Origin of the sequence: Collinsella sp. AF02-46-1 (genome assembly GCF_003465825.1) — a bacterium.
Taxonomy (GTDB): domain Bacteria; phylum Actinomycetota; class Coriobacteriia; order Coriobacteriales; family Coriobacteriaceae; genus Collinsella.
In genome coordinates this window covers 18,431-41,578 of the sequence record NZ_QSBV01000019.1, presented here as the reverse complement: position 1 = coordinate 41,578, position 23,148 = coordinate 18,431, and the positions used below count along the sequence as shown (strand labels likewise).

Here is a 23,148-nt window from a genome sequence, read left to right as displayed (position 1 = left end):
AAGAAGGGGGAGGCCTCGCGGCCTCCCCCTTTTTTGCGTTTTATAGAGAGCTGTAATACAAGAACTCGCCTTCTTTTAGCTTGTCTTACTGTTTGGCTGTATTTTGAGTCCTTCTTTTGTATTTGCGCGATAATAACTCCCATTGGCGTTAGGGAGGACTTGATGTTTACCGTTTTTGTTTTGGGCAATATTGCTTCGGGTAAGTCGACTGCCTGCCGCTATCTCGAATCTCATGGCGCCATGCTCATCGATCTGGACGAACTTGCCAAATCGCTGTATGTGCCAGGCTCAGATATCGTCAATGCCCTCGCGGAAGAATTTGGCTGGGATATTTTGGACGAGGAGGGCGGCGTTCGCCGTAACATACTCGCTTCTCGAGCTTTTGTTTCTCCTGATGCGGTCGCGAGGCTCAATAGCATTGTGCACCCCGTTCTCATTGAGCAACTGTCACTGAGGATTCTTGATCCGGTTTGCTGCACGGTTTCTTCCCCCCGTTATCCCTTTGCGGTGGTCGAGGTTTCTGCTCCGACTGGTTTTGAGGATGCATTTGGCTTGGCTGATGAAATTCTGGTCATCAGCGCCCCTTTGTCAGTTCGTCGCGAGCGTGCTATTCAGCGTGGCATGGAGCCATCTGATTTCGATGCCCGTTCTGCTTGCCAGCCCGATGAGTCTGCGCTGTGCAATCTCGCTACAACGGTGATTGATAATGCCGCAGGCGATAATTCGCTCTTTGAGCAGCTTGACTCATGGCTTGCATGCCATGGGTTTATAGACACTGCGAATAAGGAGGATGCCGATGCCTAAGACACGTTTCTTTGCGTGGTATCGCCTTATTCCGCTGGCTGCCGTTTTTGCCTTCGGCCTTATCTCATTCGTTTACTCGTGTGCTCCCGCGGCTTTCTTTAAGCCGCTGTATCCCATTGACCACGAGGCGTATGTAAAGCAATCGAGTATTTCGCATAATCTGGATCCGTATCTGGTGTGCGCTGTCATTAAGTCGGAATCGAATTGGGATCCCGAGGCTGAGTCGAATCAGGGTGCTCAGGGATTGATGCAGCTGATGCCTGTGACTGCTCAGGATATGATCACCAAGGGCCTTGTCGACGGTGACGAGTATTCGGTCGACAACCTTAACGATCCGGCTACCAATATCGAGTTTGGCTGCGCATACCTCTCGTATCTTCTGACCTATTTCAATGGGTCGACGGATAGTGCCATTGCCGCCTATAACGCTGGCATGGGCAATGTCGACGGTTGGGCGCAGCAGAGCACGTCGCTTCATAATGCAATCACCTTTCCCGAGACGCAGGCGTATCTGATTCGTGTCAATAATGCCTGGGTTCGCTATAAGACCCTTTATCCCGATCGGTTCGTATAGGACTATGCCTGCCGCCTGCGTATACTGCAGATATATGAGTTAGGAGTATCCATGGCGGAATTTGAAGTAGAACGCGTTGGCGGTGAACTTAAGCGCTTTGGCGTTGAGGGCGCTGAGGTGCCGTTTGAAGTCGTTTCTCCCTATGAGCCTGCAGGTTCTCAGCCTAAGGCCATTGAGTCGCTTGTGCAGGGTGTGAGGGATGGAGATCGCTATCAGGTTTTGCTGGGCGTGACTGGTTCGGGCAAGACCTTCACGATGGCTAAGACTATTGAGGCCCTGGGGAAGCCGACGCTGGTCATGGCTCCCAATAAAACGCTCGCCGCTCAGCTTGCGAGCGAGCTCAAAGAGTTCTTTCCCAACAACGCTGTGGTCTACTTTGTCTCGTACTACGACTACTATCAGCCCGAGGCGTATGTGCCGCAAAGCGATACATATATCGAGAAAGACTCCTCGATTAACGAAGAGGTCGAGATGCTGCGCCATCAGGCGACCGCATCGCTGCTATCTCGACGCGATGTGATCGTTGTCGCATCGGTCTCGTGTATCTATGGCATTGGCTCTCCTGAGGACTATGCGGGTCTGGCTCCAAACGTCGACAAGAAGGTGCCGCTCGAGCGCGATGACTTTATCCATGCGCTTATCGACATTCAATATGATCGCAATGACTATGACCTGGCGCGCGGCACGTTCCGCGTGCGCGGTGATGTCGTCGACGTGTATCCGCCTTATGCCGAGCATCCGTTGCGGTTTGAGTTCTTTGGTGACGAGGTTGAACTGATAGCCGAGATCGATGAGGTCACCGGAGAGATGCTTCGTGAGTACGAGGCCATCCCCGTATGGCCGGCATCGCACTACGTGACCGAGAAGCCGAAGGTCAAGGCGGCTCTGAAATCGATCAGCGAAGAGTGCGAGAAGCGCGTGGCGGAGCTCAAGGCGACTGACAAGTTGCTCGAGGCGCAGCGTCTGCAGCAGCGCACCGATTATGATCTTGAGATGCTCGAGACGATGGGCTTTTGCAACGGCATCGAGAACTACTCGCGTCATCTGGACGGTCGCAAGCCGGGTGAGCCGCCGTTTACCCTGATCGATTACTTTCCTAAGGACATGCTCTGCATCATCGATGAGAGCCATGTGACGGTGCCGCAGATTCGCGGTATGCACGAAGGTGACCGCTCGCGTAAGGTAACGCTGGTGGAACACGGTTTTCGCCTGCCCTCGGCACTCGATAATCGCCCGCTTCGTTTCGATGAGTTTGAGGCAAGGATACCCCAGTTTATCTATGTTTCGGCCACACCGGGCGACTACGAGCTGCGGGTGAGCCAAAACGACGTGGAGCAGATTATTCGTCCGACCGGTCTGCTCGACCCCAAGATCGATGTGCGTCCGGTTCGTGGGCAGATTGACGATCTTGAGGACGAGATTCGCGAGCGCGTTGCCCGCAAGGAGCGCGTGCTGGTGACCACGCTCACCAAGCGCATGGCCGAGGACCTGACCGACCATCTGCTTGATGCCGGCATTAAGGTCAATTACATGCACTCCGATACAGCGACGATGGACCGTGTCGAGATCCTGCGAACGCTGCGCGAGGGAAAGATTGATGTTCTCGTTGGCATCAACCTGCTTCGCGAGGGCCTAGACCTTCCCGAGGTCTCACTGGTGGCAATTCTCGATGCCGATAAGGAAGGCTTCTTGCGCAACCGCCGTTCGCTGATTCAGACGATTGGCCGCGCGGCCCGTAACGCCGATGGCGAAGTCATCATGTATGCGGACGTTGTGACCGATTCGATGAAAGAGGCCATCGAGGAGACGCAGCGCCGTCGCGAGATTCAGATGGCATATAACGAAGAGCATGGCATTGTGCCCAAGACGGTGCGCAAGGCCATCAACGACATCTCAAGTTTTATTGCCGAGGCCGAAAAAACCGTGGGTTCCAAGGGGCGCTCGAAGGGCGACTCTCTTGGACATGGCGCATTCTATACGCCCGATGAGTCGGGCGAGGGTGGCGTGCCGGAAACGGTGGCGCCCGAGCAGACACTTGCGGAGCAGTTGGAAGAACTGCCGCATGACGAGCTTGTGCGGATTGTCGAAACCATGGAAGAGGATATGCGTAACGCTTCTGCCGCCATGGACTTTGAGGAGGCGGCGCGCCTGCGCGATGCCGTCGTTCAGATTCGGGCGATGCTCGAGGGTGCGTCTGAGGACGAGACGATTGAGCGCTTACGTTCGCAGGCCCGCAAGGGTTCCACGTTCGCATCGGGCAGAAGACGCCAGGGTGCACGGTTTAAGAAATAGTGAACAGGCCCCGAGTTCCCTGTGGAGCTTGGGGCCTGTGTCTTTTGCGCGCTGGAATTCGTGCGTTAGAGGTCTGCGATCAGGGCTTCGGCACAACGGATGCCGTCGGTGGCCGCGCTCATGATGCCGCCGGCATATCCAGCTCCCTCACCACAAGGATAGAGGCCCGGGGTCGACACGGCATGGCACGTTCGGTCTCGGGTGACAGTGACCGGTGAGCTCGAACGAGTCTCCACGCCGGTAAGAACGGCGTCGGGGCGGTCGTAGCCTCGTAGCTTTTTTCCGAGTAGGGGAAGTCCCAGGCGGAGCGACTCGACGATATGCTGCGGCAGGGCTTCGTCAATTGCCGTCCAGGTCACACCGAGCGGATAGGTGGGCTTTACCTTTCCGGGCGCCTTGCTGGCGCGTCCTGCGAGGAAATCTCCGACGAGCTGTGCCGGTGCGTTCCAGTTGGAACCTCCCAGGCGGTAGGCGGCCGCCTCGCAGGCGCGCTGGAGCTCGATGCCGGCGAGTGGGTCATCGTTGGGAAGGTCCTCTGGCGTGACGTTAACGAGCAGGGCGGCATTTGCATTGCGTCCGTCGCGGGCATTGAGACTGGCGCCGTTGACGCACAGGTGGCCCTGCTCGGAAGAGGCGGCGACAACCTGCCCGCCGGGGCACATGCAAAACGAGAACACGCTGCGGCCGTTGGGAAGATGGGCGACGAGCTTGTAAGGGGCTGCTCCGAGGGCAGGATGTCCCGCCGAGGCTCCGTATTGGACTCGGTCGATGTCGCGCTGCGGATGCTCGATGCGAACGCCCATGGCAAAGGTCTTTTGTGCGAGGGCCACGTTGTGGCCCTTAAGGAGCTCAAAAATATCGCGAGCAGAATGCCCGCAGGCGAGGATGAGGTGCTTTGTCTCGATTGGCTCGCAAGCGGCGTCTTGGGACGATTGGACATCAATACCGGTGATGGCGCCAGACGCGTCGATGCGAATGTCGACGAGCTTCGTTCGATAGCGGACGACACCTCCGAGCTGCTCGATGCGCTGGGATATAGCGGTGACGACCGTGGGAAGGATGTCGGAGCCAATGTGCGGCTTGGCATCCCACAGAATATCGCGGGGCGCGCCCGCCTCGACGAAGGTTTCGAGGATAAGGCGATGGGCGGGATTTTTGGTTCCCGTATTGAGTTTGCCGTCCGAGAAGGTTCCCGCGCCGCCCAGGCCAAACTGGATATTGCTCTCGGGGTCGAGGATGCGCTCCTTTAGAAAGAGGTCGATCGCCTGCGAGCGGCGAAATGCCGGGTCGCCGCGCTCGATGAGCAAGGGCTTAAGACCTGCTTCGGCGAGCGTAAACGCAGCGAAAAGGCCGGCGCATCCGGCGCCGACAACGACAGGGCGTTCTTGAGGCGCGTCGGAGGCGGGGGAGGGGAATGAAGGCTCATCGTCTTCTATCGCGCGTACGCGCGAACGGTCACGCTCGGCAACGCTGTCGACCGCTTCTCGCTCGAGGTGGGGACTAGTCAGCTCAACACGAAAGCTCAGGATAAAATGGACGTCTCGTTTTTTGCGAGCGTCGATTGACTTGCGGTGGAGCTCGATGGACTTGATCTCGGAGTCCTTGCAACGTAGGACGCGCTTGGCGACTCGCTTGCCAACAATGAGACAGGCATTTTCATCGCCGGCTTCATCGAGCGACGCGTTGACTTGGGTGATTTCAATCATCGAGGTCTCCTTAGAGGCAAGAAAGAGGCCGTCCGGTATCCCAGACGGCCCGAATGCATTTTTGATTATAGACTGCGCGGCTACAGGCTGCTTGCAGCGCGAATGCCCGAGATCCAGGCCCACGCAAGGTTAAAGCCTCCGCAATCGGCGTCGATGTCGAGCGCTTCACCGCAGACGTAAAGCGGGGCGTCGACAACGCTGCGCGCGCGTAGGCTGGGTGTTGAGATGCTCTCGACAGATATGCCACCACGCGTGACCTGTGCTGAGCGCTCCTCGGCTGTTCCTTCGACGAGCAACTTAAAGTGTTTGAGGATCGAGACCAGGTGGATGACATCGTTGGAGCCTGGATGGCACTGCTCGAACGCTGTGCAGACGACGCGGGAGAGTTGCGGGGCGAGCATGCCGTCGAGCCAACGGGGATCACGGGGCGAAAAGCCGCCGAGCAGCTCAACACGCCGGTTGAGCATATCGAGCAACTCGTCTTTGGAGAGGTCGGGGAAAACGTCGAGCAGGATCGTATCGCCGTGCTGGATACGACGAGAGAGGTTGAAGACAGCGACGCCCGAGATACCGAAGGTTCGAAACAGCACTTCACCGTCTTCGTGCCAGAGCTCATTATGATTGCGGGCGAGCGTCAAGCGGGCGCGGACGCGCAGGCCATCCAACGTCTTGAGCGCTGCCCGATCGCCAACGACCGTTGCCGATACGGGGCAGAGGACGGGGCGTAGCGAAGTGAGGGGGAAGCGAAACATATCGGCGATACCGGTGGGGTTGCCGCCCGTGGCGATAATTACGGCATGTGCCTGCAGGGCCTCGTTCTTGCGAGGGACATCGGCGAGCGCCTTCCGAAGCGAGCGGAGCTCCGATTTTCGGTCGTCGTGCTTTTTTGCCTTGAGCGCCCGCGCTGGACGGTCTATTTGGAGTGCCCAGCCTTCGGAAGCTTTGCGCGCCGAGGCAACGTTGGCTCCGCAGATTAAGGTGATACCTAGGCGGTCGCAAGCGTTGAGAAGTGCGTCGCGCACCGATTCGGCGCGAAGGGAGCGCGGGTACAGCCGGCCTTCCTCGGAGGTTGTCATGATGCCCAGCGAGGAGAAGAAACCCATAAGCTCTTGTTCGGGCTGGGGGCCCATGACGGATTCGACGAATGCGGGGTGGTTATACCGCTGAGGATCAATCGATTCGTTGGAGAGGTTGCAACGGCCGTTACCGGTCGCAAGGAGCTTGAGGCCGCAGGCGACATCGCGCTCAACGATGCAGACGCTTTTGCCAGCGCGTGCGGCCGTAATGGCGGCGGCGAGGCCTGAAGCCCCGCCGCCGATTACCAAGACGTCATAGAGGGCGCTCGCGTTCACTTAGGCCTCGTCGGTCTCGTGCGGGGTAATAGCCTCGACGGCAGAGACTGCCTTGGGCAACATGCCATCGGGCAGCGCGGTCTCGACCTCGCCCTTATCGCAGGCCTCGGCGAGTGCCGGATTAATGGGAAGCTGGCCCAAGATGTCGAGGTTATAGCGCTCTGCGACCTCGGGGAGCTTGCTCTTGCCAAAGACCTCGATCTTCTTGCCGCAGTCGGGGCACTCAATATAGCTCATGTTCTCGACAATGCCCAGAATGGGGACGTTCATCTTCTCGGCCATGTTGACCGCCTTGGCGACGATCATCGAGACCAGATCCTGCGGGCTCGTGACGATGACGATGCCGTCGACCGGCAGCGACTGGAAGACGGTGAGCGCGACGTCGCCTGTTCCCGGAGGCATGTCGACCAGCAGGTAGTCGATGGGGCCCCACGAGGTCTCGCTCCAGAACTGCCTAATGGCGCCTGCGATGACCGGACCGCGCCAAAGGACGGGGTCGGTCTCGTTTTGGAGCAGCAGGTTGGAGCTCATGACCTTGACGCCGTGCTCGGAGATTTCGGGCAGCATAAGGTTGCCAAGCGCATGGACGTGGCGTCCACTCATACCGAACATCTTGGGGATAGAGGGACCGGTGATGTCGGCATCGAGGACGCCGACTTTGTGGCCGTGACGGGCAAGCTCGGTGGCGATGGCACCGGTGATAAATGACTTGCCGACACCGCCCTTGCCGGAAAGCACGGCGATGACGCGCTTGACCTCGGACAGCGTGTTCTCCTCAAATTGCGACGGCGACGTTTGTCCGCCGGCGGCCTGTGCGTGTTCGCAACCCATGTATGACTCCTTTGTATATGCTGGGGCCGGGGCCCCGCGATGTGACACGAGCGTCATTGTACCCTCGTTTGCGAGCGGGAGTCATTTGCGATGCGTTTGGGCCGAGCGTGCTTGCAATACGATGGGCCCAAGCGAATGGGCGGGCTTACTGAACTTTGCTGGCGAACTCGAGGTATTGCATGCGCTGCAGCTTGTCGATCGTCGAGGCGTAGGGGCTGTCTTTAGATTCCAAGTCGTAGCGCAGCCCATCGGCACCGAGATAGCCGGCGACATTGATGGTGGGCACATCTGACCTTGTCGCAAGCAGGGCCTTTTGGTAATTGGTGAGCGGGGCGCCGATCTTATTAAGGGTAATGGCTGCAATCTCGTTTGCCCCGACGGTGTCGTTGACGTTGAGCTCGGTATTGCCGGCGATCTCATAGTTAGCCCAGACGAGATATGTCGACTGATAGATACGGAAAGCGTGGCTTGCCGTATCTTCCTGAGGGTACAGCTCGTCGTTGAGAGTCGTTGCGGCGCTCGGCTGATGGTCGCCAAAAAAGACAAGAACAACCGGTCTGCCGATATTGCGGAGCTCGTTGATAAAGTACTCGAGGTCCCGGTCGGATGCGTTGATGCAGGTGAGATAGGTGTTGAGCGCGCTGTTGGCGCCCTCGCTGGCTCCCTCGACCCAATAGTTTGTCAGCTCTTCGGCGGGAACGGTGCCATAGTCGTAGCCGCCGTGATTTTGCATCGTGACGTCAAAGATGAACTGCGGGGCTTCGTCGGTTCTAAGCAGGTCGAGTATCTTGTCGTAGGTGGCGTAGTCGCATACGCCGGCATGGTAATAGGGCGCACCTTCGAAATCGCCGATTGAAAGAAAGTCTCCAAAGCCCAGCTGCTGATAGATTTTATCTCGATGGTAGTTGACGGGGTTTTGCGGGTGCATAGCGGTGGCGGTATACCCAAGCTCTTTAAGGTTCTTTGCCAGGCTGTTGACGCCATTCATCTGATACAGCTGATAGGGGATTTTGCCTAATCCGACAAAGGCCGTTGTCGCTCCGGTCAAAAATTCGAATTCGGAGTTAGCCGTTCCGCCACCGGCGACCGAAGCGAGCATGGTGCCGCGAACAAGTGTGTCGGGAAGCGAGTTGTAGAATGCGGGGCCGGTGTACCCGGCCGTCTGGAGCTGCTCAAAGCACGAAAGGTCGCTAAAACTCTCGTTCATGACGGCGACAATCGTCGGCTTGATTTCATTGAACTGGGCAACGGCCGCCGCGCGCTGTTCGCTCGAGCCATATGTGCAGTCGTAGACGGCGGCGAGCTCCTGCTCGATGCTCTGCGCCTCATCGGGCGTATAGTCTTCGGGCTTCTCAATGGGCAACTCGTTGACCATTTCGGTGAACGAAGTGATAAAACCCTGAGACGCATACGTGGTGATGGGCTGCCAACGGTCAAATCCAAAATCCAGCGCCTGCTCCAAGTCGATGTTGGAAAAGCCTGAGAGCCCCACAACGGTCACTAACAGAAAAGCACAGAGGTTAGCGGCGATAGCGGGGAAGACATGGGTGGGCGTACGGAGCTTTCGCGGTCGGATGAGCGAAAGAAGCCCCAGGGAAATCTCCAGCAGGGCGAGAGAGGTTACGATTCCGGCGGTAAAGGTAAACTCGTATCCCTCGCTCACTTCCATTGCGGTGCCAAGGGCCAAGATATCGCTTGGCAGGATGGCTTCGCCTTTAAACGTTATGACGAAATGCTCGGCAATGCCAAGGATGCAACAGACGACGGGCACGAGGGCCATGACGCCTCCATGACGCTGTCCCACCAAATAAAGGGAGAGCAGAACCGTCGCGAGCAGCCCGACGGAAAACCCGAATGAGTTGGCGGGAATGCGATAGAACGTTTCGTTGCAGGCAATTTCGAGTGAAACGAACGAGAGCGCTGAAACAGCGGCGATGACAAGGATGTCACGGCATCTACAGGCAACCGTTCCCGTCGCAAGGTCGGTTTGGTCGATAAGTCCCGAAACCAAGGGCTCGACAAGAAGCATGACGGCGGCAGCACCGAGCGCCGAATAAGAAAGGACCCATAGGGAGCTGCCCTCATTTACGAGCAATTGATTCGTAACCCATGCAGCTACCACGCCGAGCGGGATGAGGAGCGTCGCGCACCAAAAGACGCGGGCAATGGGTGGCTTTTCGTTGCGTTTGATTGAAAAATACACGCGCACGACGACGGCGGCCACGATAAGGACGGCGATGAATATGGGCAGATTGGCCATGTCGCTCGAAGTGATTTCAAGGGGGATATCTTCGGTCATGGACGTTCCTCTGGTACAGCAAATTAAGTTCAGTATTAGATTACTGTAACCTTTCCACGGCATTTCGAGAAACAAAGCGCCCGATACGCAAAGCTAAAGGTCTGCGAATCTTGTATTACGAACATCTGTGCGCGTCGAGTGCGCTAAACTCATCAGCAGTATGATTCGATGCAATAGGAGGCAAGGAGCTTCCATGTCTGATTCTTCTATCGTTATTCGCGGCGCTCGTGAGCACAACCTCCGTGATATCGATGTTTCCATTCCGCGTGACCAACTCGTGGTCATTACCGGTCTTTCTGGCTCGGGCAAGAGTTCGCTGGCATTTGACACTATCTATGCCGAGGGCCAGCGTCGATACGTCGAGAGCCTTTCGAGTTATGCGCGCCAGTTCTTGGGCCAGATGGACAAACCCGACTTGGATTCAATCGACGGCCTTTCGCCGGCGGTGTCGATCGACCAAAAGACGACGTCTAAAAACCCTCGCTCGACGGTTGGCACCGTAACCGAGATTTATGACTATCTGCGCCTGCTGTTCGCCCGTGTGGGCACCCCGCACTGTCCCGAATGCGGCCGTGTCATTGAGCGCCAGACGACCGACCAGGTTGCCGACAAGGTCTTGACGGCGGGGGAGGGCCACCGCGCGTTTGTGCTGGCACCGGTGGTGCGCGGGCGAAAAGGCGAGTACACCAAACTGTTTGAGGATCTTCGCGCCGAGGGCTTTAGCCGCGTGCGTGTCGACGGTGAAGTGCGCTCGCTCGACGATCCGATCGATCTGGACAAGAAGTTCAAGCACGATATCGAGGTCGTGGTCGATCGCATCGTGATCCGTGAGAAGTCTCTGGGCCGTATCGCCGAGTCTGTTGAGCAGGCGACCGCGCTGGCGCACGGCAATGTGAACGTATACTTGCTGCCCGACCGCGACGCTCCCGAGGGGACCGAAGGCGAGTTGCTGGAGTATTCGCTGGCGTTAGCGTGCCCGGAGCATGGGCACTCCATCGATGACCTGCAGCCGCGTGATTTCTCGTTCAACGCGCCCTATGGCGCGTGCCCAGAGTGCGACGGCCTGGGCTTTAAGAAGACGGTCGATGCCGAGGCCCTAATCGAAGACCCCTCGAAGTCGATCGCCGACGGGGTCTTTGGCAGCCTGTTTGGCAACTCTAACTACTATCCGCAGATTTTCGCTGCGGTCTGCAAACACTTTAAGGTGAGCGTCGATACGCCGTGGGAGGATCTGCCTCCGCGGGTGCGTCGCGCGTTTTTAGACGGCATGGGCGACCAGAAGATTTCGGTCGACTATCAAAAGCTCGATGGGCGCCGCAGCCAGTGGGACACCAAGTTCTCGGGCGTGCGCAATATCCTGTACGAGCGCTATGCCGAGACGACGAATGAGAACACCAAGGCGCGCTTGGAGAAGTACATCCGCGAGGAGCCGTGCTCGAGTTGCCATGGTGCTCGTCTGCGCCCCGAGATGCTCGCCGTTACCGTAGGCGGTAAGTCCATTTACGAGGTCTGCTGCCTATCGTGCCGCGAGTCGCTCGAGTTTTTTGAGGACTTGGAGCTTACCGAGCGCCAACAATTTATCGGCGGGCGCATCGTTAAGGAAATCCTGGAGCGCCTACGCTTTCTGGTCGATGTCGGACTCGACTATCTGACCCTCGACCGTGCCTCGGCGACGCTTTCCGGAGGCGAGGCCCAGCGCATTCGCCTGGCAACGCAGATCGGCGCCGGCCTCATGGGTGTCCTGTACATTTTGGACGAGCCATCGATCGGCCTCCATCAGCGCGATAACGAGCGCCTGATCAAGACGCTTGAGCGCCTACGCGATATCGGCAATACCGTCATCGTCGTCGAGCATGATGAGGATACGATTCGTGCTGCCGACTATGTGATCGACATGGGCCCCGGCGCGGGCGTGAACGGCGGACACGTGGTCGCCGCGGGAACGCCTGCCGATATCATGGCGTGCCCCGATTCGATGACGGGTGCCTACCTGACCGGCAAGCGAATGATTCGGGTTCCCGATGAACGTCGCAAGCCCGGTCGCGGCTGCCTTAAGATCACGGGCGCCCGCGCCAACAACCTCAAAAACGTTACCGCCAAGATCGAGTTTGGTACGCTTACGGTTGTTACCGGCGTGTCGGGATCGGGTAAGAGCTCCCTGGTTACCGATACCATCGCACCTGCCCTTACGAATGCCATTCATCGTTCGACGCGTCCTGTGGGCCCGTATAAGAAAATCGAGGGCATCGAGTGCATCGATAAGGTTATCGATATCGACCAGTCGCCGATTGGCCGCACGCCGCGTTCCAACCCTGCTACGTACATTGGCCTGTGGGATGATCTGCGCGCGCTGTTTGCGAGTACGCCGGAGTCGAAGGCGCGCGGCTACTCGCCGGGTCGTTTCTCCTTTAATGTGAGTGGCGGGCGCTGTGAGGCGTGCAAGGGCGACGGACAGATCAAGATCGAGATGCACTTCCTTCCCGATATCTATGTCCCCTGTGAGGTCTGCGGCGGTAAACGCTACAACCGCGAGACGCTTGAGGTCACCTACCGTGGCAAGACCATCTCGGACGTGCTCGACATGAGCGTCACCGAGGCGCTGGCCTTCTTTGGGAATATCCCGCAGATTAAGCGCAAGCTCCAGACGCTGTACGATGTAGGCTTGGGCTACGTGAGCCTGGGCCAGCCCGCCACGACGCTCTCGGGCGGCGAGGCGCAGCGTGTGAAGCTCGCCAAGGAGCTTCATCGACGCCAGACGGGCAAGACGTTCTATATTTTGGACGAGCCGACGACCGGCCTTCATTTTGAGGACGTCCGCCAGCTGCTCGATGTGCTGCAGCGCTTGGTCGATGCGGGCAACACGGTGCTGGTGATTGAACACAACCTTGATGTCATCAAGGTTGCCGACCGCCTAATCGATATGGGCCCCGAGGGCGGTAACGGCGGCGGAACCGTCGTGGTTTCGGGCACACCGGAGCAGGTTGCGGACTGTCCGCAGAGTTATACGGGCAAGTTTTTGGCGCCGTTGCTCAGGCGTGACCGGGAGCGTCAGGCTCAACTTGATGCTCAATAAATAGGCGATTCAGTTTATGGGCGCCATCGACTCCTTGTGATTCGATGGCGCTTGCTGTGTCGAAGTGACGTATGCAGCCGAATTGGACATATACTTAATCCTCGCGTCCGAATGCGAGGGAAAGGATATGTCATGGCAAGGGCTGTAAAGACGCCAAAAACCAATGCGATGCGCGAGCTGGAAAGCGCCGACATTTCCTATGTTCTACATACGTACGAAGACGATGGTGATGAGTCGGCGGGCCTGGGGGTCGCGATTTCGGAGCAGCTTGGCGAGGAGCCCGGTCAAGGATTTAAGACCTTGGTCTGCGTGACGCCGTCCAACGACCACGTCGTGTGCTGCATCCCTGTTGCCGACGAGCTCGATCTAAAGTCCGCTGCGCGTGCCGCGGGGGAGAAGTCCTTGGCCATGATGCATGTGAAGGATTTGCTTGCGGCGACTGGCTACGTTCGCGGCGGCTGCAGTCCGGTCGGTATGAAAAAACGTTACCGGACGCTCATTGATGAGACATGTGTCCTTTGGGATACCATTTTTATTTCGGGAGGCAAGCGTGGTTATCAGCTCGAGCTTGCACCTGATGATTTAATTGCATTTTGCGGGGCGACGGTCGCCCCAATTACGAGAGAGGACTGAGCGATGCCGCAGGAAGAATTGAAGTGCGGAGCTCATTTTGCAAAAGAATCTGCGCCTCAGACACCCTCATCCGAAACTTCTTCGTCGCGAGACGACACTGACGACATGGGCTCGTCGGACTACTCCACGGTTGGTCGTTCCGCCGGGCTTATGACCATCCTGACCATCGTGTCTCGCGTCACCGGTTTTATCCGCACGTGGGCAATGGCGGCCGCTATCGGCATGTCGCTGCTCTCGTCTTCCTATCAGGTCGCCAACAACCTGCCCAATATGCTCTACGAACTCGTGATGGGCGGCATGCTCGTGACGGCGTTTTTGCCCGTGTACATGGGCGTGAGGCGTGAGCAGGGTCGCGAGGCCTCTAACGAGTACGTGGGCAACCTGCTCGGTATTCTGCTATTGGTGCTGGGTGGCATTTCGTTGCTGGGGACCGTGTTCGCCCCGGGCTTTATCTGGACGCAATCGTTCCTTTCGGGTGACGGCGGCAGCATGGATACCGCTGCGTTCATGTTCCGTTTCTTTGCCATCCAGATTCTGTTTTATGGTTTGGGCTCGGTGTTTTCGGGCGTCCTCAACGCACACCGCGACTACTTCTGGTCGACGTTTGCCCCGGTCCTCAACAATGTGATCGTCATTGCGAGCTTTATGGGCTTTGCGCCCGTGTCCGCACAGTTTGGCGAACGTGCCGGCATCATCTTGATTGCGGCCGGTACGACCCTCGGTGTCTTTGTTCAGATGGCATGTCAGATCCCCGCGCTTGGCAAGCACGGCGTGCATCCCCATATCCATATCGACTTTAAGGACCCCGCACTGCGCCAGACGATTGCGCTCGGTATCCCGACGCTGCTCGCCACGGTGTGCATGTTTGTCTCGACTTCTATCACCAACGCTGCTGCGCTGGTGGTCCAGCCCGAGACTGGTCCTTCCGTCATCGCCTATGCGCGCCTGTGGTACACGCTGCCCTACGCGCTGATTGCCGCCTCGCTTTCGACGGCGCTCTATACCGAGCTCTCTCACGACGCACAGGAGAAGGATTACGACAGCGTCCGCACGGGCATTTCGCGTGGCGTCGCCCAGATGCTGTTCTTCCTGATTCCATTCGCGCTGTACCTGATTGTCTTCGCGCGTCCGCTCAACATGATCTACTGCGCTGGCAAGTTCGATGAGTCCGGTGTGGCGCTGGTGTCGGAGTTCCTTATCTACCTGGCACTTTCCCTGCCGCTCTACGGCGTGGTCGTGCTGATGCAGAAGAGCTTCTCTGCCTTGCTCGACATGAAGCCCTATAGCCGCTATTGTCTGTATTCCGCCATCGGCCAGGCCGGCTCGGTTCTGCTGTTTGGCGTTGTGCTGGGCTTCGGTATGCCGGCAATCGCGCTTTCGTATGTCGTCGACTACGTGATCTTGGTCGGTTGCTCGCTGTGGTGGCTGCGTCGTCGTCTGCGTGGTCTTCAGGTTAAATCTATCCTGCATGGCGGTTTCTTTGGCCTTTTGCTCGGTGGCCTGGGTGCTGCCGCAGGCGCCGGCGTCATGTGGGCGCTTGAGCACTTTGTCGGGGCACTTGGCGGCTCGATTCTGATTACTCTTGGCTACGTTTGCGTTGCGGGTGTCGTCTCGCTTGCTGTTACCTTTGGCCTTGCCGTCGTCCTTAAGATGCCCGAGGTCTCGGCGCTGATTCGTCGCAAGTAGGTGCGCGTGGCCGGTCACGACAACATTCCAACGCTTGCCGAGCAGGTTTCGCGCGTTCCCACGCAGCCCGGCTGCTACCTTTGGAAAGACGCCAAGGGCGATGTCATCTACGTGGGCAAGGCGAAAAACCTGCGCGCCCGTATGCGTCAGTACGTGACGCTGCAGGACGAGCGCCAGAAGATCCCGCTGATGATGCAGCTGGTGGCGAGCTTTGACTATATCGTGGTGGAGACCGAGCACGAGGCGTTGGTGCTCGAGCGCAATTTGATTGGTCAGTACCATCCGTACTTTAACGTCGACCTCAAGGATGACAAGAGCTACCCCTTTATCGCCATTACAAAGGGCGACCTGTATCCCGCTATCAAATACACGCGTGAGCGTCATAAGCCGGGAACGCGCTATTTTGGACCTTATACCGATAGCCGCGCGGCACGTGAGACGATAGATACGCTGCGCAAGGTTATCCCCATCTGCTCCGCATCCTGTGCGGAGTGGCGTCGTTGTCGCCGTATCGTCGAGTCCCACAAGGGCGAGGAAGACATCGTCAATATGATTTGCGCGCAAAACGGGCGCCCCTGCTTTGACTACCATGTCGGGCGCGGCCCGGGTGCGTGTGTCGGCGCGATTTCCCCGGCAGACTATGCCAAGAACGTCAAGCGTGTCGAGCGCTTTTTGTCGGGCCATCGCAAGGATGTCGTCGATGAGCTGACCTCCGAGATGACGGATGCCGCTGAGGCGCTCGACTTTGAGCGCGCGGCACGCGTCAAACGTCGTTTGGAGGTCATCAGGGGTCTGGACGATCGTCAGCAAGTCGTTTTTCCCTCCAGTGTCGATATAGATGTCATCGGTTTCTATCGCGAGGAGACCATCTCCGCCGCTTGCGTCTTCGTCGTTCGCGAGGGCCGAACAGTTCGCACCTGCGAGTTCATTCTCGACAAGGGTCTTGATGTTGACGAGGAAGAGCTCCAGTCGGGCTTTCTTAAGCGCTATTACGACGAGACGGCTGATATTCCAGCTGAGGTCAACCTTTCCGTCGAGCTTGAGGATGCGGAGGCGCTGGGGGAGTGGCTTGCGGGCAAGCGTGAGCGTTCCTGCCATCTCCATAGGCCGCAGCGTGGCGAAAAGCACCGTCTGCTCGATATGGCATCCAAAAATGCGCGCCATGCTCTCATGCGCTACATGATGCGAACGGGGTACGCTGACGACCGCACCAATCAAGCGCTCCTGGAGCTCGAAAGTGCGTTGGCGCTGCCATCGCCGCCGTTGCGTATCGAGTGCTTCGATATCTCTACACTGCATGGCACCTTCACGGTCGCCTCGATGGTGGTGTTTACCAACGGGCGCGCCGACAAGAGTCAGTATCGTCGTTTTAAAATTCAGGCCGAATTGGACGAGGCAAACGACTTCGTGTCGATGTCCGAGGTTTTGGGACGACGTTATGCTCCCGAGCGTATGGCCGACGAGCGCTTTGGCTCGCGCCCCGATTTGCTCGTTGTCGATGGCGGTAAGCCGCAATTGACCGCTGCGATCAAGCAACTTGAGGCTCTTGGGCTCGATATACCAGTTTGTGGCTTGGCAAAGGCCGATGAGGAGGTTTTCGTGCCGTGGGACGAGACTCCCGTCGTGCTGCCGACCGGCTCCGCTTCGCTTTATCTGATCAAGCAGGTTCGCGATGAATCCCACCGATTTGCGATTACGTTCCACCGCGAGTTGCGCGATAAGGCTATGACGGTTTCGGTGCTTGACGACGTTCCAGGCGTGGGGCCCACCAGAAAACGTGCAATTATGCGCCATTTTGGCTCGATGAAGCGTTTGCGCGCGGCCAGCGAGCAGGAGATTGCAGAAGTTCGAGGCGTTCCGGCCGATGTCGCCAAAGCGGTCCACGAGGCACTTGTTGCATGGAATGCCGAGCGCGCCCAGGCATCGGCCAACCGTTCCGAAAGCTAAACGCGCTTATAAACAACTGATATACATGATTGGCCGATTTTCAATCATTTGTTTCGCGGCGATTACCTGCCGATTTCGGGTTTTATTAACGCTAAAACGTTTGACTCGACATGGTGAATAACACTGCTATCCTGCGGGTTGACGAAGACTGATATCTCACCTCGTCGATACATACTGTCTGTCGAATCATTTGTCAATGAATTCGGTGAACGGTAGTAAATACCGTTCAAGCGTATGTATGTATCGGTCGCCGAGTGCGGCACCTCAGTTGGGTTTGTCGGTAGGTAAGGTATATATCGTCCGCAAGTTGCGCGGGGGCAAGTCTAGGTGCTCCCGGGTAAGATTCTCTATTGATAGGAGAAGACATGGCCATCATCAACAAGGGTATGTCCAGGCGTTCGTTCCTCGGCCTCACCGGCAGCGTCGCTGCTGTCGCAGGGCTTGGTCTCACCGGCTGCGGTGGCAGCTCTAGCGACGAGGGTTCCGCTTCCGGTTCCGCCGATTCCGCCAACCGTGGCGGCGGCGTGATCACCGCTGGTTCCGCTTACGCTCCGTCCAGCTTCGACCCCGCCAGCACCGGCTCCGCTGTGGGCCTGGGTGCTAACTGGCACGTCGTCGAGGGCCTCTACGGCATCGATTACCACGACTACAGCACCTTCAACGAGCTCGCCACCGACGATCCCAAGTCTGTGGACGACACCACTTTCGAGGTCACCATCCGCAAGGGCGCCAAGTTCTCCGATGGCACCGAGGTCACCGCTGACGACGTCGTCGCTTCCTACACTGCTTGCGCCGCTTCCGCTACCTATGCTCCGTTCTTCCAGCCCTTCGAGTCCATCGAGGCCAAGGACGCCAGCACCGTGACGGTCAAGACCAAGGTCCCCAACTTCTCCCTGCTCAAGGATCGTCTGGCCATCGTCCGCGTTACCCCGGCCACCCAGACCGAGGAGGATCGCGCCAAGCAGCCGATCGGATCCGGCCCCTGGATGTACGACTCTATCTCCGATACCGAGATCACCCTGGTTCCCAACCCCGAGTACAACGGTGAGTATGCTGCCGAGGATAAGAAGATCCAGTACAGCATCCTGACCGACCCCACCGCTCGCGTTACCGCTCAGCAGGAGGGCTCCACGCTCGTTATGGAGCTTGTTACCGCTGACGCCGTCGACCAGCTCGAGAGCGCCGGCTGCAAGATCGATAACGTTCAGGGTTTCGGCACCCGCTTCATCATGTTCAACGTCGCCAAGGAGCCTTGGAACAACGTCAAGGTCCGTCAGGCTGTCATGTATGCGCTCGACACCGAGAAGATGGTCAGCAACACTTTCGCCGGCCTTGCCACCGCTGCCAGCTGCTACCTGCCCAAGAGCTTCACCAACTATCATGAGGCTTCCACGGTGTACAAGACCGACGCCAAGAAGGCTAAGAAGCTCATTGAGGAGTCTGGCATCACCCCGGGTGCCATCACCCTGCGCACCACCGACAACGAGCAGATCAAGGGCATGGCCGCCCAGGTCAAGAACGACCTCGACGCTCTCGGCTTCGATGTGACCATCCAGACCGATACCTCGCCGGCCACCTACGCTGCCATCGACGGCGGCGAGGCCTACGATATCCTCCTTGCCCCTGGCGATCCTTCCTGCTTCGGCGCCGACCCCGACCTGCTGCTCAACTGGTGGTACGGCGACAACGTCTGGATGCAGACCCGTTGCCCGTGGAAGGAGTCCGCTGAGTGGCAGAAGCTCCACGGTCTCATGGACGAGGCTCTTGCCGCCGAGGGCGACGAGCAGCAGAAGAAGTGGAACGAGTGCTTCGACATCATTGCCGACAACGCTGTTCTGTACCCCGTTGTCCACGTCAAGACCGTCTCCGCTTCCTGGGACGATCCGTCCACTGCGCCCAACGGCGAGGCCCTCGATGGCTTCAAGGGCATCGGCACGACGAGCATGTCCTTCAGGGGCGTCGCGACCGTCAAGGCGTAAGGCTCGCTTGAGTCTGTATGCAGGATGTCGGTCGTTGGGACCGTATCCTCATAGTTGAAACAAAGACCCGGGCGGCAACGATGTCGCCCGGGTCTTGTAATGAGTATCCGTACTCATATACCAGTTGGTCCTACCGACAAAAGAAAGGGGAGAGAACGTGAACAACTTGCTACGTTTGATTGGAAGGCGTCTTGTGGCGCTGCCGATCATGGCATTGGGCGTCACCGTCCTGGTGTTCTTCCTTATGTCGTTCTCCAAGACCGACCCCGCCTACACGGCGTTGGGTGACGGTGCCTCGCCCGAGGCGGTTGCCGAGTACCATGAGAAGTATGGTCTGGACGACCCCTGGCCCGTGCGCTACGTGCGCTATATGGGCGATTTGATTCATGGCGACATGGGCACCTATGGTGCTGCTCGCAACTCCGTTGCCAAGCGCATCTCCACGGCCCTGCCCGTCACGATGCAGCTGACCTTCATCGGCCTTGCCATCGGTGCGGTCGTTTCGTTTTTACTCGGCGTCATCGCGGCACTGTATCGCGACAAATGGCCGGATCAAGTGATCCGCGTATTTTCTATCGCCGGCTTGGCAACCCCGTCGTTCTGGCTTGCCGTTCTGTTGATCCTGCTGTTCTCTTCCTACCTTAAGGTGCTTCCGGCATCGGGTGCTCTGCCTCACTTCACCACGAATCCGGTTGGCTATCTGGGACGTATGATCATGCCCGCCGTCGCCTTGGCATTTCCGCTGACGGGCCAGATGACTCGTATCGTGCGTACCGCCATGGTCGAGGAGCTCGACAAGGACTATGTCCGTATGGCTCGCGGCGCCGGCGTTCCCGAGAAGGTCGTCGTCGGCATCAACGTACTTCGCAATGCGCTGATCACCCCGGTCACCACCCTCGGTCTTAAGATCGGCTACCTCATGGGCGGCGCCGTCGTCATCGAGGTTATCTTCAACCTCCCCGGCATGGGCACCGCGATCCTGCAGGGCGTTCAGGGCAACGAGGCGAACCTGGTTCAGGGCGTCGTCATCGTCGTTGCTCTTGCCTTCATCATCATCAACATCGTGGTTGACATGCTCTACCTGCTCATCAACCCGCGCATCAGGACGGTGTAGATTATGGTAAAGATTCGAGAGAAGCAAACCGAGCAGCTCGAGAAGGCTGCCTCCAAGGGGCTCAAGCTCGGTGGTTGGAAGAAGATGACGCTGTCTTCCAAGATTGCCGCCGTCGTGCTGGTGCTGGTCGCCCTGACTGCGATTCTGGCGCCCCTCCTTGCCCCCTATAGCCCGGTCGAGATCTTTACGGCTCGCCAGGCTCCCGGTAACGGATTTATCTTCGGTACCGACGATAAGGGTCGCGACATTCTGTCGCGTATGCTCTACGGTGGCCGTTACTCGCTGATCATCGGCTTTGGCGCCACTGCCATGGCCCTGGTCTGCGGCTCGGTCGTGGGCGCCCTTGCGGCGGTTTCGCGCAAGGCCGTTTCCGAGACGATCATGCGTATCCTGGACATCATCATGTCTATCCCGGGTATCGCCCTCGCGGCCGTCTTCGTCTCCATCCTGGGCAACTCCGTGCCGTCGATCATCTTCGCTATCGGCTTTATGTACACTCCGCAGATTGCCCGTATCGTGCGCGCCAACATCGTGTCCGAGTACGGAGAGGACTATGTCCGCGCGGTCATCGTTTCCGGCGCCAAGGCTCCGTGGATTTTGATCAAGCATGTTCTGCGTAACTGCATCGCCCCGATCATGGTCTTCACCGTTACCCTGGTCGCCGACGCCATCATCTTCGAGGCCTCGCTGACCTTCATCGGCGCTGGTATCCAGGAGCCCACCGCTACCTGGGGCAACATCCTCGCCGACGCCCGCGGCGGCGTGCTCGCCGGCCGTTGGTGGCAGGCGTTGTTCCCGGGCCTGGCCATCATGATCACCTGCTTGGCGCTCAACATCCTCTCCGAGGGCATTACCGACGCCATGGCCGCTGCTCCCTCCGCCGCCCTGGATCCGACCGATTCCTCCAAGCGTCGCGAGGCCGACCTGCTGGTCTCCGACCCCGTTCGCGCCTACAAGGAGCAGGCCCAGTCCCTCTCCGCTCGCCTTGGCGCCCTGCGCGATGTCGAGCTCAAGCGTGACGATCGCCATGTGCCCGACGAGTCTGTCGAACCGATTCTCTCGGTCCGTGACTTCTGCATTCAGTTTGAGCACCACGGCGATATCAATGTCGTCGACCATGTCAACTTTGACGTCCGTCCTGGTCAGACCATGGGCCTGGTCGGCGAGTCCGGTTGCGGTAAGTCCATCACCACGCTGGCCATCATGGGCCTGACCGACGATGACGAGCACCTTTCCGGCGAGGTCCTCTGGGAGGGCCGCGACCTGCTCAAGATGAGCAAGAAGGAGTGGTTCGGCCTGCGCGGTACCGATATCGCTATGGTCTATCAGGACGCCCTGTCCTCGCTCAACCCCTCCATGCTCATCTCTGCCCAGATGAAGCAGCTCACCAAGCGCGGCGGCACCCGCAGCGCCGAGGAACTCCTGGAGCTCGTGGGCCTCGACCCCAAGCGTACGCTCGAGAGCTACCCGCATGAGCTTTCCGGTGGCCAGCGTCAGCGTGTTCTGATCGCTATGGCCCTTACCCGCGACCCCAAGCTGGTCATCTGCGACGAGCCCACGACCGCTCTGGACGTTACCGTCCAGAAGCAGGTCATCAAGCTGCTCAACGACCTTCAGGCCAAGCTCGGCTTTGCCATGATCTTCGTCTCGCATGACCTGGCGCTGGTCGCCGAGGTCGCCCATAACATCACGGTTATGTACGCCGGTCAGGTCATCGAGCAGGCACCCACCAAGGAGCTGCTCACTAACCCGATCCACGAGTACACCCGCGGTCTTCTGGGCTCCGTTCTGTCCATCGAGAGCGGTTCGGGCCGTCTGCACCAGGTGCCCGGCGCCGTTCCGAGCCCGCGCGATTTCCCCAAGGGCGATCGCTTCGCGCCCCGCTCGAGCCATCCGCGCATCGGCCTGGACACCCGTCCGGTCTTCAAGCGCGTGCCCGGCACCGAGCACTTCTATTCCGAGCTCCCCGACGAGGTGCTCAAGGCAAATGGTTTGACCCCTCACGCGGAGGTGATGTAGATGAGCGAGACCGCAGTCAACGGCGTCGAGCCGATCATCTTCCTTGATGACGTCCACGTCACCTTTAGGACCCGTACCGGCTCGATTCTGCACCCCAACCTGGTTCACGCCGTCCAGGGTGTAACGATTAAGCTCATGCCCGGTCAGACGATCGGCATCGTCGGCGAGTCCGGTTGCGGTAAGTCCACCACCGCCAACGTCATGTGCGGTCTGCAGGCCCCCACGAGCGGCAAGGTCTACTTTAAGGGCAAGGACGTTACCAAACGTACCGCCGAGGACCGTCGCCACATGGGTCGCGTCATCTCGGTCGTGTTCCAGAACCCGGCCACGGCGCTCAACCCCCGCATGGTCGTTCGCGAGCAGCTGCTCGACCCCATGCGCGTCCACAACCTGGGTACCGAGGCCGAGCAGGAGAAGCGCGTCAAGGAGCTCTTGGAGCTCACCGGTCTGCCCAGCTCCGCCGCCGAGGTTCTTCCCGGCCAGCTTTCGGGCGGCCAGCGCCAGCGCGTCGCAATTGCCCGTGCCCTGTCGCTGAACCCCGATGCCATCATCGCCGACGAGCCCACCTCGGCTCTGGACGTTTCGGTCCGCGCGCAGATTCTGAACCTGCTGACCGACCTTAAGAAGGAGCTCGGCCTGGCCATGGTGTTCATCAGCCATGACATCCAGACGGTCCGCTATATCTCTGACGACATCATCGTTATGAATGGCGGCAAGATCGTCGAGCAGGGCGAGGCCAAGCAGGTCTTCCAGCACCCTCGGGACCCCTACACCAAGATGCTGCTCGGCGCTGCGCCGTCGCTGCTGCATCCCAAGCTCGGCGAGTAGCCTCGCTTTCC

General features: G+C 58.7%; 15 protein-coding genes. 11 read left to right on the top strand and 4 right to left on the bottom strand.

From position 1 onward, the window contains the following. The first annotated feature begins 162 nt into the window (after nt 1-162). From coaE to uvrB, 3 genes are read left to right on the top strand one after another with little or no spacing between them, the layout of a single operon-like run. Complete coding sequence (coaE, locus tag DWV20_RS08310; RefSeq protein ID WP_117635947.1) at nt 163-804, top strand: dephospho-CoA kinase; 642 nt, start codon at nt 163-165, stop codon at nt 802-804. Further along, on the top strand, nt 797-1,378 hold the full coding sequence (locus tag DWV20_RS08305) for a lytic transglycosylase domain-containing protein (RefSeq protein WP_117635946.1): 582 nt from the start codon (nt 797-799) through the stop codon (nt 1,376-1,378). The genes coaE and DWV20_RS08305 overlap by 8 nt, the downstream gene beginning before the upstream one ends. Before the next feature lie 51 nt (nt 1,379-1,429). Continuing rightward, nucleotides 1,430-3,670 carry an excinuclease ABC subunit UvrB gene (gene uvrB, locus DWV20_RS08300; protein WP_118256787.1) on the top strand — a complete coding sequence of 747 codons (2,241 nt, stop codon included), beginning with the start codon at nt 1,430-1,432 and terminating at the stop codon, nt 3,668-3,670. A 65-nt stretch (nt 3,671-3,735) separates the two neighbouring features. Here the strand turns inward: uvrB and DWV20_RS08295 are convergent, their stop codons facing one another. From DWV20_RS08295 to DWV20_RS08280, 4 genes are all read right to left on the bottom strand, one after another. After that, nucleotides 3,736-5,376 (bottom strand): NAD(P)/FAD-dependent oxidoreductase, encoded by a 1,641-nt coding sequence (locus DWV20_RS08295; protein WP_118256786.1) that lies wholly within the window; start codon nt 5,374-5,376, stop codon nt 3,736-3,738. 80 nt (nt 5,377-5,456) lie between these two features. Continuing rightward, nucleotides 5,457-6,728 (bottom strand): NAD(P)/FAD-dependent oxidoreductase, encoded by a 1,272-nt coding sequence (locus tag DWV20_RS08290; RefSeq protein ID WP_118256785.1) that lies wholly within the window; start codon nt 6,726-6,728, stop codon nt 5,457-5,459. Next, entirely contained in the window at nt 6,729-7,559 is an 831-nt protein-coding gene (locus DWV20_RS08285; protein WP_118256784.1) for an Mrp/NBP35 family ATP-binding protein, read from the bottom strand. It lies immediately after the preceding gene. Nucleotides 7,560-7,704: 145 nt separating this feature from the next. After that, nucleotides 7,705-9,858 carry an LTA synthase family protein gene (locus DWV20_RS08280; protein WP_158566354.1) on the bottom strand — a complete coding sequence of 718 codons (2,154 nt, stop codon included), beginning with the start codon at nt 9,856-9,858 and terminating at the stop codon, nt 7,705-7,707. A gap of 193 nt (nt 9,859-10,051) precedes the next feature. Here DWV20_RS08280 and uvrA point away from each other — a divergent pair, with 193 nt between their 5' ends. The 8 genes from uvrA (at nt 10,052) to DWV20_RS08240 (ending at nt 23,137) form a co-directional block, all read left to right on the top strand. Continuing rightward, nucleotides 10,052-12,931: an excinuclease ABC subunit UvrA gene (gene uvrA, locus DWV20_RS08275; protein WP_118256782.1), complete on the top strand. Its 2,880-nt coding sequence runs from the start codon at nt 10,052-10,054 to the stop codon at nt 12,929-12,931. Between the two features lie 132 nt (nt 12,932-13,063). After that, complete coding sequence (gene ybaK, locus DWV20_RS08270; protein WP_118256781.1) at nt 13,064-13,564, top strand: Cys-tRNA(Pro) deacylase; 501 nt, start codon at nt 13,064-13,066, stop codon at nt 13,562-13,564. Between the two features lie 105 nt (nt 13,565-13,669). Next, the gene (gene murJ, locus DWV20_RS08265; protein ID WP_117564878.1) at nt 13,670-15,250 is read left to right on the top strand and encodes a murein biosynthesis integral membrane protein MurJ; all 1,581 of its coding nucleotides are present in this window, start codon (nt 13,670-13,672) and stop codon (nt 15,248-15,250) included. Between the two features lie 6 nt (nt 15,251-15,256). Further along, nucleotides 15,257-17,197, top strand: coding sequence for an excinuclease ABC subunit UvrC (gene uvrC, locus DWV20_RS08260; RefSeq protein ID WP_370448155.1), 1,941 nt, complete (start codon nt 15,257-15,259; stop codon nt 17,195-17,197). A 365-nt stretch (nt 17,198-17,562) separates the two neighbouring features. Continuing rightward, on the top strand, nt 17,563-19,176 hold the full coding sequence (locus tag DWV20_RS08255) for an ABC transporter substrate-binding protein (RefSeq protein WP_117635938.1): 1,614 nt from the start codon (nt 17,563-17,565) through the stop codon (nt 19,174-19,176). Nucleotides 19,177-19,333: 157 nt separating this feature from the next. Continuing rightward, the gene (locus DWV20_RS08250; protein ID WP_118256779.1) at nt 19,334-20,290 is read left to right on the top strand and encodes an ABC transporter permease; all 957 of its coding nucleotides are present in this window, start codon (nt 19,334-19,336) and stop codon (nt 20,288-20,290) included. 3 nt (nt 20,291-20,293) lie between these two features. Then, nucleotides 20,294-22,309 carry a dipeptide/oligopeptide/nickel ABC transporter permease/ATP-binding protein gene (locus DWV20_RS08245; protein ID WP_035138893.1) on the top strand — a complete coding sequence of 672 codons (2,016 nt, stop codon included), beginning with the start codon at nt 20,294-20,296 and terminating at the stop codon, nt 22,307-22,309. Continuing rightward, nucleotides 22,310-23,137 carry an ABC transporter ATP-binding protein gene (locus DWV20_RS08240; protein ID WP_118081936.1) on the top strand — a complete coding sequence of 276 codons (828 nt, stop codon included), beginning with the start codon at nt 22,310-22,312 and terminating at the stop codon, nt 23,135-23,137. The last annotated feature ends 11 nt before the right edge of the window (nt 23,138-23,148 follow it).